Source organism: Fontivita pretiosa, from assembly GCF_050410795.1.
Classification (GTDB): Bacteria; Planctomycetota; Phycisphaerae; order Tepidisphaerales; family Tepidisphaeraceae; genus Fontivita; species Fontivita pretiosa.
Window position 1 is genome coordinate 1,064,005 of sequence record NZ_CP191258.1, and the last position, 12,499, is coordinate 1,076,503.

Genomic DNA, 12,499 nt, shown 5'->3' on the forward strand with positions numbered 1-12,499 from the left:
CATGGATTCGATGCAACTGCTAGACCGACTTGCCGGGCACGCCCAGGATCGCGGCGCGACGACGGCCTACCGCATGGCCTCACCCGAGCAGGACGCCGCCATGCCGCAACTGAGCTGGCGGCAGCTTCACGACGCAGTGCGCGTCTGGCGAGACAGGCTCCTGCATGATGCACATCTTGGTCCGGGAGAGACGATCCTGATCTGTAGTCCCAACCGGCTGGAAATGCCCATCGCGATTCTGGCCGGGCTGGCGGCGGGGCTGCGCGTGCTGCCGGTCGGGCCGGAGCTGAGCGCCGCGGAGCTCAAACGCCTCGCCGAACATTCCTCCGCCGTGGCGATGATCGGCACCGAGTCGGCGATCGAATTGATGGCGGACAACATCCCCACGGTCTGGAACATCGATCAAATCAGCGGATCGAACCGAGCATCATCCCCGACCCACGGGATTGGCCCGGCCCGATCCTCGGCTGCGCGGATCACTGACAGTTCCCGCACCGCTGCGCGCGGCGCCGCCGCCCGTGCCGGGCTGCTTTTGCAAAGCTCCGGCACGACGGGGTTGCCCAAGCTGGTTTTGCGCAGCGGCCGCTCGCTCGATGCGGCCGCGATGGCGATCGTCCGCAGCGTCGGCTTCACGGAACACGACCGCGTGCTGGCCACGCTTCCGCTGTCGCATTCGTACGGCCTGGAACACGGGCTGCTGGCGCCGGTGTGGGCCGGCAGCACGGTGGTGCTGGGTCGGGGCCTGGATCTGAGCGTCATCGCGCCCGAGCTGGCCTGCGGCGCGACGATCTTTCCGGCGGTACCGAGCATCATCGAGATGCTGGCGGATCTTGCGGGCCCGCCGCCCGCGATGCCGCAGATACGTCGGATCTACTCCGCCGGTGCGCCGCTGCCGACCGGCATCTACGAAGCTTTTCTTGGCCGCTACGGCCTGCGCGTCAGCCAGCTCTACGGCGCCACCGAGGTCGGGTCGGTGACCTTCAACGATCCGCAGCAGCCGGATTTCGACCCGGCCAGCGTGGGACAGGCGATGCACGGCGTGAGCATTCGCATTCTGGATCCGGCGGCGGAAGCGGATGCGCGGATCTGCACAGCTCATCGGACGCTTGCACCGGGTGAGCAGGGACAGATCGCCGTCCGCGCCGTGTCCATGTTCGACGGCTATCTGAATGAGCCGACAACCCTGTGTGACGGATACTTTCTCACGGGCGATCTGGGTCGGTTGGATGCGGCTGGCCGGCTCAGCATTACCGGGCGGCTGAAACTGCTGATCGACGTGGGCGGGATGAAGGTCAATCCGCTGGAGGTCGAGTCGGTGCTGTGTGAACATCCTGACGTGCAGGCGTGCGTGGTCGTGCCGATCCGCCAGAGCCAGACGGTCTGTCGTCTCAAGGCGATCGCGATGCCAAGGGATCCGTCGCATCCGCCGAGCATTCAGTCGCTGCGTGAGCTGGCGCGGCAGCGACTGGCGCGCTACAAGGTGCCGCGGGTTTTCGAGATCCGTCGCTGGCTTCCGCGCAGCCCCACCGGCAAAGTGCTGCGGCATTTGGTGGATGCAACGCCCACGACGGAGGAAACGTGATGCGCGCCCTCCGGCCCGCCGCCGTTACAGCTTCGTTGCTGCTGCTGTTGCTCGTCGGCCTGCTGGGTTGTGCGGGCAGTCGAATCCCCGTCTGGCCGATGATGTCGCCGCAGCAGTCGCTCGAGGTCCTCAACGCCCGCACGCGGCAGATCACGACCGTCAGCGGGCAGGGAACGCTGCGCCTGACACGCGGCCGCAATGAATCGGTGATCCTCGAAGCGGCGTGTGCGCTCAAGCCTCCTGATTCTGCCCGAATTCGCGCCTGGAAATTCGGCCGCGCCGTGTTCGACCTGACTGTCCTGCCGGATGCGGTGTATCTGGCGGCAGCGAACGAATCGCCGGGGCCGACAGACATCGCGCTGACCGGGCGCGGCGCAGCCGAGATGATCCGATCGTGGCTTGGAATGACCTGCGACACCATCCAGCCGCAAAGGCTTGAGCACAGCCGCGATACTCTGGTGGCGATCCAGCCGATATCGGACGACCTGACGCTTCGCTGCGCCATCGATCGCCGCACGCTCACCGTCCGCTCGTATCAACTGCTGGATCACGATGGACGCGAGCAGTTCAGCCTGCTGCTCGATCGCTATATCGAGTCGAACGGACAGGTCTGGCCAACGAGGATTGTCGCGCGCAGCAGGACCGGCACGTTGCGGCTGGAACTTCGGGATTTGCAGATCAATCAGGAGCTGGCGCAGGCCGCCTTTCAGCCGCCTGCGCGAGCGGAGAAACTGCCATGAAAACGGTGGCTGCGGTGCTCAACTGGCCGTCGCGCCGACCGGTCATCACGCTGCTGCTGGCGGGACTGCTGGCGTGCGTGGCGGCGGGGCTGGTGCGGCGGCTGGAGCCGGATGTGACGCTTGAAGCGATGACGTCAGCCGGCCAGCGCTCCGCGGAAGTCCTCTCGCGAGTGCTCCACCACTACGCCGCCGCCGAACAGTTGCTGCTGCTGGTCTGCCTGTCGCCCACCGCCCGGGAGCCGGATCCCGAACTGCTGCTGCGGTTCGCGAAGCGACTGGAAGCTGCGGTGGCGAACGATCCGCACGCAAGGCGCCAGGTCGCCGGCATCAGCTACGCCGTCGATGCCCAGTCGCGGCAGTTCGTCCAGGACGTGATCGTGCCGGCGGGATTGTTCTATCTTGACGAAGAGCAGTTCCAAGCGGCTCGACGACGCCTCAGCCGACAGGAAATCGCCCAGCAGTTTCGCCGCAACGAACAGCTCATCTCCGCGCCCGGACCGGCGGCCGATGCGATGTCGAAGCAGATCGTTCATGATCCGCTGCGGTTGCATGAATTCCTTTTGCCTCGGCTCGCATCGCTGCAACCGGTTCGAACATTTCAGGGCCGCCATGAGTTTCTTTCTGCTGATGGGCGAAGCCTGCTGATCCGCATCGCCGCCACGCAGCCGCCAAGCGATCTCGGTTTTGCCCAGACCTTCACGCGGACCATTGCCGGGCTTGCCGCGGAGTGCAACCATGATGGCCTGGAGGTTCATCTTTCCGGCGCCCATGCAATCGCCGCTCACAGCTCCTCGTTGATTCGCCGCGACGCGATTGTCAGCGTGTTGTCGGCGGTGGCGGGTCTGGCGGTGCTGTTCGCGGCGGCATTTCGCCGGCCCGTGGGCGCGTTCGTGCTGGCGATGCTCCCGGTGGCACTGGGCGTGCTCTTCGGATTCGCCGCCTATTCACTGCTGCAACGCACGATCACGCCGCTGACGGCGGTGATCGGCGGCGTGCTGGCGGGCATCGGAATCGACTACTCCCTGCACTATCTCACACATTACCACGATCGCCGCCGACTCGGCGCAGCACCGTCGGTCGCGGCAGAGCAAACGTCCAGCTCCATCGGCACGACGCTGCTGGCGGCCTGGGCAACTTCCGTCATCGCCTTCTTCGCCATCGCACTGGCCTCGGCGCGGATGCTGCGCGACTTTGCCCTGGCGGCTGCGCTGGGGCTGAGCGGCGCGTTCGCCTGCACGCTGCTGGTGCTTCCCGCGGCCCTGGTGCTGTGGGATCGGCACTCAAGCCAGCCCTGGCCAAGGCTCAGCATCGCGCCGCTGCTGACGGCAATCAGACCGTTTCGTCGCGCACTGATCGCCGCGTGTGTCGTATCCGTGATCGCGCCGCCTGCCTGGCTGCTTATCGACCGATCTGCCCTGATGCTGGAATCTGATCTGACCGTGCTGCACCCGCGACCCAATCCGCCGCTGGACGCGCAGCGACGCATCGCACAGGCCATGGGCATGGCCCCCGGCACGCTGATCGTCCACCTTCAGGCCCGAGACGATCAGGAGCTTCTGACGCTGGCGCACGAGCTGAGATCGCGGCTGGACACGCCCGCGGCACGCGGGGCCGGCGTGGTCGGCAGCTTCGGCCTGGCGACACTGCTGCCAGACCCGCGCCTGACCCGGCGCCGCATGCAGCTCGGCGGCGAAGCGCTGGCCGCTCAGGTGCTGGCGGATTTTGACGCGGTCGTCGCCGACAGCTCTTTCAATCCGCAGGCTTTGGCTTCCTACCGCTCGTTTCTTGGCCAACTCCTGACCGCCACCGCGCCGCCGACCGTCGCGACGCTTGACGCCTATCCCCAGCTCCGCTGGGCGATCCTGCCCGTCGATCGCCCGCCGGACGGATTCACCAGCCCCGCTGCGGGTGTCGAGGCCATCACGCACGTGTTCTTCGACGATCCGCTGGACCGTCGCGAGCGGCGAGAGCATGCGCTGGCGACGCTGCGCGCGCTGCTGGCCGATTTGCCAGGCGCGACACTGAGCGGCATGCCTGCCGTCAGCCACGACATCGAATCCGCGATCCATCGCGACCTGCCCCGACTGCTGGGAGCTGCCGCAGTCGTCGTCGCGATTTATCTGCTGGCTCACTTCCGCTCGATTCGGGATACGCTGCTGGCTTTGGTGCCGACGTGCTTCAGCCTTGCCTGCCTGCTGGCGGCGATGCAACTGGGGACGCTGCGGCTGAATCTGGTGAACATCGTGGCGATTCCGCTGCTGATCGGCATCGATGTGGACTACGGCATCTTCCTGGTCGGCCTGGCACGCCGCGCCGGCCATGATCCATCCGCACGCCTGGCTCACATCGCCACGAGTCTTCAGGCCATCGTGTTGTGCGCCGCTTCGACCATCCTGGGGTTCGGTTCGATCTATTTCACATCCGTTCCGGCGATTCAATCGCTGGGTCTGGCGGTGATGATCGGCATTGGCGGCTGTGCCATCGGCGCGATCGTGCTGCTGGCGCCGATGCTGCTGCCGGCCCGATCGATTGTTGCCCTTCTTGTGGCGGGGATTGGGCTGGGTCTGGCCAGCGGGTGCGCTGCGCCGCGCGGACGCATCGGCTTCCCCCGCTCGCCAGTTCATCGCACTGATCGCGAACAATGGTTCGACGTTTCCGGCAACGGGCGCGCCGACTTTGGGATCACCTTTGTCGATGGCCGGCTCGACCAACTGCTCTACGACGATGACGAAGATGCCCGTCCCGACCGCGCCTACCGCCCCGCCGATTACGCCAATCGCCAGGTACCTCATGTCATCCTGCTGCTGGATTCGATTCCGTATCAGACGGTTGCGGATCGATACCAGGCTGGCGACCTGCGGTGGTTCGATGCTCCGCAGAAGCTGATCGCCCCGTTCCCGACATTGACCGAGATCTGTTACAGCGACGTGTTCAATGCCCCGCCCCTGCCCGGGATCATCGATCAGCACTACGATCCGCGCCGCCGAAAGATCGACGACGGGCTGTGGCAACGCGTGCGTGGACGGCGCCAGCCCTGGGAACGCCGGCTGCACTACGGCGCGGCTTACCTGGAGCACGGGCTGTCGTTTCTCGATCCGCGCGGCTGGTACGCCGCGGAGCTGCGCCGCGCCTATGACGCGATCGACCGCTCGCCCGATCGGGTCACCTTCGTCTACTTCGCCAGCGCCGCGAGCATGGTCTGCAAGTACGGCCGACAGGGCGCCGAGGAAGTTCTTGACGGCGCGCAGCGGCTGTGCCTCCAATTGCTTCACGACCGCCGCGGAGCGATCAAGATCTCGATGATGTCCGACCACGGGCACAACTACACGCCTTCACGGAATATCCGGCTTCAACGCCCGTTGACAAGCGCGGGCTTTCGGCCGCGCAAACGAATCGACCGGGATGATGATGTCGTGGTAGAGATCAACGGACTGGTGAGCTGCGCCGCCGTGCACACGCGCCAGCCGCAACGCGTGGCGCAGGCGCTGCTTCGCGATCCGGGGATCGAGCTGGCGATCTACATGGATCACGATCGCGCCATCGTGCGCAGCGCCGCCGGATCCGCCGCCATCGAATGCCGCGAGCAGAAACTGCGCTATCGCCCGATCGATGCCGATGTACTGGAGCTGATGCCGTTGATCCGCCAGCTCCAACAGCAGGGTCTGGTAGACAATGAAGGCTTCGCCAGCGATGAGATTTGGTTCCAGCACACACTGGATCATCCCTGGCCCAACGCGCCGCGACGAATCTGGGACGCGCTGCATCGGCTGGTGGTCAACCCGCCGACCGTGCTGCTGAGTCTTCGCGATGGATACTGTGCCGGCATTCCCGCATATGAGCGATACATCAGCATGCAATCGACGCATGGCGGGTTGAACCAGGCGAACAGCGCCGCATTCGTCATGAGCATGACCGGGCGCGTGCACCATCCCCTGCCACACCAGGATGTGCTGCCGGCGCTGGAGCCCGGATATACGCCTCGGGTGGTGAGATGATCCTGGCCAACAGCGCAGGACCGATTCTTGTCGCAGGCTCGGCGCTTGCGGCGGCGGGGCTGGGCGGAGCGTGCGCCTGGGCGATGATCCACCCGGCCTCGCGAGCCTTCGGCCCGGTCTATCATTGCGCCGCGGGCAATGTCGGGCCGCGCTATGCCCTGACATTCGATGATGGTCCAACCGACCCCTGGACCGGATACATCCTGGATGCGCTTGACGACCTGAACGCCCCGGCGGCCTTTTTCACCATCGGCGCCAACATCCGGCGGTCCGGCCATCTGCTGCGCCTGATTCACCAGGCCGGGCATATCGTCGCCAATCACAGCCTCGATCATGCTCACCTGGGCATGTTCCGCGGTGGGCGCTACTGGCAGCGGCAGATCCGAAGCACCGACGATCTGATCGAAGAGCTTATTGGCCTGCGCCCGCGGCTGTTTCGTCCGCCGATGGGCGTCAAGACGCCGTTCATCTGCGGCGCGGCGCGGCGACTGGGACACCACATCATCACCTGGACCCGCCGCGGACTGGATGGCGTGCCCACCGAATCCGGATCGATCCTTCAGCGGCTGGCGCCGACCACGCGACCGGGCGATGTGCTGGTCCTGCATGACGGCATCGAGCCGCGCGGGCGACGCGATCCCGCGGCCACCCTGGCGGCCATACGGCCCCTGGTCGTCGCGCTCAGGGATCGAGGGCTTGAGCCGGCGAGGCTGGATGAACTGCTGGGTCTGCCGGCCTACACGCAGCAGCCCGGCCACGCTCGATCAACGCGATGACCGTCCGCGCCACGGCGAATGTCAACATGCCCAGCGCCGCGCCGACGATCACACCGCCAACCGCCCACTCCACCAGCAGATTTCGCAGCAGCGTGCCATACCCGAGCAGGCGCGGATCGAAGCTTTGTGGCCAGGGCAGGGATCCACGCAGCATCACGTGCCCCACGGCAATGGCGCTGGCGATCAGCAGCGGCCCGACCGGCGGCGTGGACAGATGCGAGCCGACCACAACGGCCAGCGGATTCAATCGCAGGCGTCGGGCGGCGATCAGTGCGGCAGCGGTCTGCAAACCGTACAACGGCAGGTTGGCGATGAACACTCCTGTCGCAAGCCCCACCGCAAAACGTCTGCGCTGCGCCGCGGACTGGCGCACCGCGCGCCACGCCCGCCAGGGACTGAGCCATCGCCCCAGCCGCCACCACATCGTCCCCGTTGGCCAGCGGCCCAGCCGCCTGGCCGGCCAGGGCAGCAACGACCGCCCCAGCAGCATCGCGTGCATGGCGGCGGCGGCGCACGAATCGCGACACGGGCGAAAATGTGTGACGCGTCCCAGCGGCAGGCGATACAGGCACCGCACCGGAACCTGCCGGATCGGCACCCCTGCCCACGCCGCCCGCGCCAGCACCTCCGTCTCCAGCCCGTACCGACCCCACCGCAACTTCAGTTGCCCGATCAAACTCAGCGGATACACGCGAAGCCCGCACTGGCTGTCCTGGATCCGCGATCCACTTTGCCAGCAGACCAGCAGATTGCTGATCCGCCGGCCCAGACGGTTCAACCGAGGGTATCCATCGGCCCGGATGTCGCGCACTCCCAGCACCAGTGAATCCGGGCGACGCCGCGAGGCGGCCAGCAGCCGCGGAACATCCCGCGGATCGTGCTGCCCGTCGGTGTCGATCGTCACCGCGTGTGTGTAGCCCATCGCCACGGCCTGATGGAAGCCGCTCTTGAGTGCTGCCGCTTTGCCCCGGTTGGTCGGATGGGTGATGACGAATCGCCGCGTTGTCGTAGCCTGGTCCTGCCAGGCGGCAAGAGCCTTGTCCGTGCCGTCGCGCGATCCATCGTTGACGACGATGACGTCCAGCCCCAGTCGATCAAGCTGCTCCAGCACCTGCGGCAGGGAACGAATGTTGTCGTACGTAGGCGCGACAACGACCGGGCGATACGCAGTTGGCCGCAGATCCTCGGGCACGGGCAGGAACCCTAATGCTGCTGAGCGGATTGGTCAACACTGAACGGCATGGTGAACGAGCCATCGGCTTGTGTGGTTTGGCGGCGAACCTACAATGCGCCGATGCCGTTGCTTCCGGCTCGATCGTCCACGGCGCGGGCGGTGCTGCCGCCGCATCCGGTGCTTCGCAGCTATTACACGGATCGTCGGCAACAGCGGGCGTTCCTCAGCCGCGTCTTTGACCGCTCGGCCGCGAATTACGACCGGATCGAGACGCTGATGGCGCTGGGAAGCGGGCGATGGTATCGCCGCCGGGCGCTGCGGCGGGCAGGACTTGCACCGGGCATGAGGGTCCTGGATGTGGCGGTCGGCACCGGGCTGGTCGCACGCGAAGCCATCGGCATCGTCGGCGATCCCCGGCTGGTTATCGGGCTGGATCCGTCGCCAGCGATGATCCACCAGGCAATTCGTTTGCTGGGTATTGGAGCGGTGCTGGGTATCGGCGAGCGGATCCCCCTGCTCGATGCGGGCTTCGATTTCGTCTCGATGGGCTATGCGCTGCGGCATCTGGACGACCTGCACGCGGCGTTCTCGGAGTTTCATCGCGTGCTCAAGCCCGCAGGACGCATCTGCATTCTGGAAATCGCCCGGCCGCGTTTCACACCGCACCGCTGGGCGCTTCGCGCCTACCTGCGCCACATTGTGCCGGCGATGGCGCGATTCGCTTCGCACGGCGGCGATTCGGCCCTGCTGTGGAAGTACTACTGGGACACGATCGACTCCTGCATCCCACCGCAAACCGTCGTCGAGTGCCTGCGAAGCTGCGGCTTTGCCAACGTCAGGCATCGCATGGAACTGGGGATGTTCGCCGAATACACCGCAACACGCGCCACAGCCGATCCGTAAGCCGACACAGGCCGCCGGCGCGCCCAACAGGCGCGGCGGCTGGCCGACGCATGCTGCCGCGCGTGCTCACTTGCTGTGTTTGCGGATCACGTCCACGGCGGCGGTCTGCTTTTCCTCCAGCGCCAAGCCGATCGCGGTCTTGCCGTCGTTGTCCTTGATCATCGGATCGGCGCCGTTCTCGAGCAGCATCTGGCAGAAGTCGGCGTAATTGTCGTCGGCGGCGAAGTGAAGCGCCGTCCAGCCGTCCTCATCACGGGCATTGACCTGGACGCCATGCTGGATCAGGACTCTGGCGACCTCCAGGGCATTGTGCTCGGCGGCCGCATGCAGCGGAGTCATCTGGTCCTCATCGCGGGCGTTGACATCGGCCCCTTTTTCGATCAGCGCCGCCGCTGCCTTGGCGCGGTTCTGTTCGGCCGCCAAATGCAGCGGCGTCTGCCCATCATCGTTGCGGGCGTCAATCGCGGCCCCGTTAGCGATCAGGAAACGGATCGCCTCGACGTTGTCGAGTTGTGCGGCCAGGTGCAGCGGCGTGTTGCCATCCTCTCCGTGCGCGTTGATGTTGGCGCCGCTGGCTTTGGCGGCTTCAAGCGGCGCCGCCGTGCCCATCTGCACGGCGTCGAAGTACGGATTCGACATCGCCTCCCGCTTTTCGGCGCTGTTGCACCCGATAACAAGCAGCCCCGCCATCAGCAATGCCGCTGTCCCGAGCCGATTCAAGCCAAACGTGCGACGCATGCGCGACTCCTTTCCCGTGTGCCTGTGCGAAGTGCTGTCCAGAGGCTACCATTGCGGCCACCGCACAGCAACATGTGATGTGTGCGTCATTGGCCGCTGCTGTGCGCCCGGGAAGGAGTCCTGGCGTGAGACATCTTGCATCGGTGGCGATCTGCACAGCGTGCATTCTGATCTTCCCGCGGCCGGGCTTGGCGCAGACGGCGCAGCGCGACACGATCCTTGCGCGCGGCACGTTCACGCTCCAGAGCTTCGCCTCATACGCCGCCGGTCTGGAACAGCGCAACGAAGACCTCAGCGCGCTGACGATCGGCGGAGGATACTTCGTGCGGGACAATCTCTCACTGAACCTGGAGCTGTCCATCGCCCGCGCGGTCCAGACCGGCGGGGATGCGTGGATGGGCGGCCTGGGCGGTACGGTCCGGCACCATCTGCTGCTGCTGGACGGCGGCCGACGCGGCTCGATCTTCGCCGACGCCGGCTTCGGCCCGGCCTGGGGCGACGATCGGGTGCCCCATGATGGAACCAACCTGAATTTCATCACGCGGGTGGGGCTTGGCGGCACGATCGCGCTGCGCGACGACCTGCACTGGGTGCTGGGCGTGAGGTACTTTCATCTGTCCAACGCCCGGATCGACGGCGTGGAACGCAACCCGGGTATCAACGGCGTCGAATGCTATACCGGATTGATGTGGCTGATTCGATAGGCCGGCTGCGCGGGCGCTTTGGCGGGCGAACATTCAGCCCTCAACCGCGCGGCGCCGGACCGGTCGATTCGCGGACGTGCAGCGTCTCGGGCACGCGAATGACCCGCGCGGGCGGCACCTGGCCGGTCGCCAGGTTCTTCAGCAGCGTTTCGGCTCCGATCCGCCCCATCTCCTTGCCCGAGACCGCAACGGCGGTAAGCGAAGGCGCGATCGCCGAGGTCGGAAACTCGTCATTGAAACAGACCACGCTGAAATCCTGAGGAACCCTCAGCCCCAGCCGCGCCGCGGCGCCCAGCACCGTCACAGCGATGGTGTGGTCATAGGTGACCACGGCGGTGGCGCCGGATTGGATCACCGAATGGCGAAGGAACTGCTCGGCGTCGTCGAAGGGCGCGTCGTGCCCGGGCACCACCTGCCCGCCCAGACTCCGCACTTCCTCCAGCAGCGTTTCATGTCGCTCGACCACACTGTAGTGCGGATGGTACTGCGACCGCGCGTTGGCATATGCCACACGCCGGTGCCCCAGCTCGGCCAGATGCTTCACGACCAGCTTCACCCCCATGACGTCGTCGGCCAGCACATTGGCCACTGGGCTGCCCAGCCGTTCGTTCACGCACACGTAGGGCACGCGGCGATTATCCAGCTCGCCGATGATCTCCCGCTTAGGCGACTGGAACAGCACCGCGCCGTCGAATTTCCAGAAGGGCAGGGCGTGATCGACCTTCAGCGGCGAGCTGACCTCGAAGAACACGTCGTAGCCCTCGGCGTGCAGCACGCCCGCCGCCCCTTCCAGCAACGACTGATTAATGCCCCAGGTGAAGCTGGTGTGCGGCGCGCTGAAGATGCCGATGATGCGGGTGCTGCGACGGTTCAGGTTTCGCGCCGCAAGATCCGGCACATAACCCAGCTTTCGCGCCGTGTCGAAAATCTTCTCCCGAACCGCTTCGCTCGTGGAAAAATGCTTCTTGCGGTTCAGAACCCGGCTGACCGTCGCCGGTGTAACACCACAGAGCCGGGCCACATCCGCGATGGTTGGTCGGTTCCGCACGATCAGGACATTATAATCCACAGGCCTGTTCAGTTCATCCCCGCCGTTGCCATCCTGTCCACAGACTCAAACATCCACACCGATTCGCGACCGCAACTCCTCAACGGCCTGGCGAATCTGGGTCATGTGCGGATTGATTTCCAGCGCCCGCTGGTAGCACTCAACGGCTTCGGCGAGCCTGCCCCTGTGGGCGTGGCAATGCCCCATACCGGCCCAGGCGCCGAAATGAATCGGCATCAGCTCGATCGTCTTTTTGCAGTCCAGGATCGACTGCTCGTAGCGTTCCAGCAGGTATTCGGCTATGGCTCGTTGGTTGTAGGCTTCGGAGAAATCGGGGCAGAGGAGGATGGCTTGGTTGAAATGTTCGATCGCGTGGTGGTAATCGCCGCGATCGATCGCTCTGGCGCCGCGACAGACGTGCTGGTTGGCTTCTTCACTGCCGCCGCGGAACCAGATCATCCAGATCGCGTGCTCCGCCAGTTGGTTGACCACCGGATCGGGGTCCTTAAGCTGCCTGGCCAGGGCGGGAAGACAATGCCGGCAGCCTACCAGCGCTAGCGCCAAGGCCGCCACCTTGCGGGCATCGCAATCCGGACAGCGCAGCAGGGCAACAATCTGCTCCCCGGTCCATCGGCTCTTCAGCAGCGCCAGAAGCCCCGACAGGTCCTTACGTTCCAGGACCGGCTTTACGGCACTGACGAACTCGCATGGATCAACGCCCAGTTGCACGGACCAATCTTAGACCCCACGGCTTGCGGATTTCTAGGATTTCTGTGGGAATCAACGGCACAAGTTCCGGCAAAATCGGTCCAGACGCATGCCCGAATCATCGAAAACCC

At 65.6% G+C, this 12,499-nt stretch carries 10 protein-coding genes; 6 read left to right on the top strand and 4 right to left on the bottom strand.

Annotated elements, in window-relative coordinates; translation table 11 throughout:
• Positions 1-10 precede the first annotated feature (10 nt).
• From ACQS5P_RS04220 to ACQS5P_RS04235, 4 genes are read left to right on the top strand one after another with little or no spacing between them, the layout of a single operon-like run.
• Entirely contained in the window at positions 11-1,582 is a 1,572-nt protein-coding gene (locus ACQS5P_RS04220) for a class I adenylate-forming enzyme family protein (RefSeq protein ID WP_428939660.1), read from the top strand.
• On the top strand, positions 1,582-2,322 hold the full coding sequence (locus ACQS5P_RS04225) for a hypothetical protein (RefSeq protein WP_428939661.1): 741 nt from the start codon (positions 1,582-1,584) through the stop codon (positions 2,320-2,322). Before ACQS5P_RS04220 ends, ACQS5P_RS04225 begins: the two co-directional genes overlap by 1 nt.
• Positions 2,319-6,317, top strand: a complete 3,999-nt coding sequence (locus tag ACQS5P_RS04230; protein WP_428939662.1) for an MMPL family transporter — start codon at positions 2,319-2,321, stop codon at positions 6,315-6,317. The genes ACQS5P_RS04225 and ACQS5P_RS04230 overlap by 4 nt, the downstream gene beginning before the upstream one ends.
• Positions 6,314-7,093 (top strand): polysaccharide deacetylase family protein, encoded by a 780-nt coding sequence (locus tag ACQS5P_RS04235; protein WP_428939663.1) that lies wholly within the window; start codon positions 6,314-6,316, stop codon positions 7,091-7,093. The genes ACQS5P_RS04230 and ACQS5P_RS04235 overlap by 4 nt, the downstream gene beginning before the upstream one ends.
• On the opposite strand, the gene ACQS5P_RS04240 is transcribed toward ACQS5P_RS04235, so the two are convergent.
• Positions 6,999-8,285, bottom strand: coding sequence for a DUF2062 domain-containing protein (locus ACQS5P_RS04240; RefSeq protein WP_428939664.1), 1,287 nt, complete (start codon positions 8,283-8,285; stop codon positions 6,999-7,001). The two genes, ACQS5P_RS04235 and ACQS5P_RS04240, sit on opposite strands and share 95 nt — an antisense overlap.
• Before the next feature lie 102 nt (positions 8,286-8,387).
• On the opposite strand from ACQS5P_RS04240, the gene ACQS5P_RS04245 reads away from it, so the two are divergent.
• Positions 8,388-9,170, top strand: a complete 783-nt coding sequence (locus tag ACQS5P_RS04245; protein WP_428939665.1) for a class I SAM-dependent methyltransferase — start codon at positions 8,388-8,390, stop codon at positions 9,168-9,170.
• A 66-nt stretch (positions 9,171-9,236) separates the two neighbouring features.
• Here ACQS5P_RS04245 and ACQS5P_RS04250 read toward each other — a convergent pair whose 3' ends face one another.
• Positions 9,237-9,908, bottom strand: coding sequence for an ankyrin repeat domain-containing protein (locus ACQS5P_RS04250; protein WP_428939666.1), 672 nt, complete (start codon positions 9,906-9,908; stop codon positions 9,237-9,239).
• A 125-nt stretch (positions 9,909-10,033) separates the two neighbouring features.
• Here ACQS5P_RS04250 and ACQS5P_RS04255 point away from each other — a divergent pair, with 125 nt between their 5' ends.
• Positions 10,034-10,612 carry an acyloxyacyl hydrolase gene (locus ACQS5P_RS04255; RefSeq protein WP_428939667.1) on the top strand — a complete coding sequence of 193 codons (579 nt, stop codon included), beginning with the start codon at positions 10,034-10,036 and terminating at the stop codon, positions 10,610-10,612.
• Positions 10,613-10,652: 40 nt separating this feature from the next.
• Here the strand turns inward: ACQS5P_RS04255 and ACQS5P_RS04260 are convergent, their stop codons facing one another.
• Positions 10,653-11,660 (bottom strand): LacI family DNA-binding transcriptional regulator, encoded by a 1,008-nt coding sequence (locus tag ACQS5P_RS04260; RefSeq protein ID WP_428939668.1) that lies wholly within the window; start codon positions 11,658-11,660, stop codon positions 10,653-10,655.
• Positions 11,661-11,726: 66 nt separating this feature from the next.
• A complete protein-coding gene (locus ACQS5P_RS04265; protein ID WP_428939669.1) occupies positions 11,727-12,389 on the bottom strand; it encodes a tetratricopeptide repeat protein in 663 nt (220 codons plus the stop codon).
• Positions 12,390-12,499 lie beyond the last annotated feature (110 nt).

Excerpts from the sequence above, each read along its gene's own strand:
- ACQS5P_RS04245 (WP_428939665.1), top strand. The coding sequence starts at position 8,388 with ATGCCGTTGCTTCCGGCTCGATCGTCCACGGCGCGGGCGGTGCTGCCG.
- ACQS5P_RS04235 (WP_428939663.1), top strand. The coding sequence starts at position 6,314 with ATGATCCTGGCCAACAGCGCAGGACCGATTCTTGTCGCAGGCTCGGCG.
- ACQS5P_RS04220 (WP_428939660.1), top strand. The coding sequence starts at position 11 with ATGCAACTGCTAGACCGACTTGCCGGGCACGCCCAGGATCGCGGCGCG.
- ACQS5P_RS04225 (WP_428939661.1), top strand. The coding sequence starts at position 1,582 with ATGCGCGCCCTCCGGCCCGCCGCCGTTACAGCTTCGTTGCTGCTGCTG.
- ACQS5P_RS04230 (WP_428939662.1), top strand. The coding sequence starts at position 2,319 with ATGAAAACGGTGGCTGCGGTGCTCAACTGGCCGTCGCGCCGACCGGTC.
- ACQS5P_RS04250 (WP_428939666.1), bottom strand. The coding sequence starts at position 9,908 with ATGCGTCGCACGTTTGGCTTGAATCGGCTCGGGACAGCGGCATTGCTG.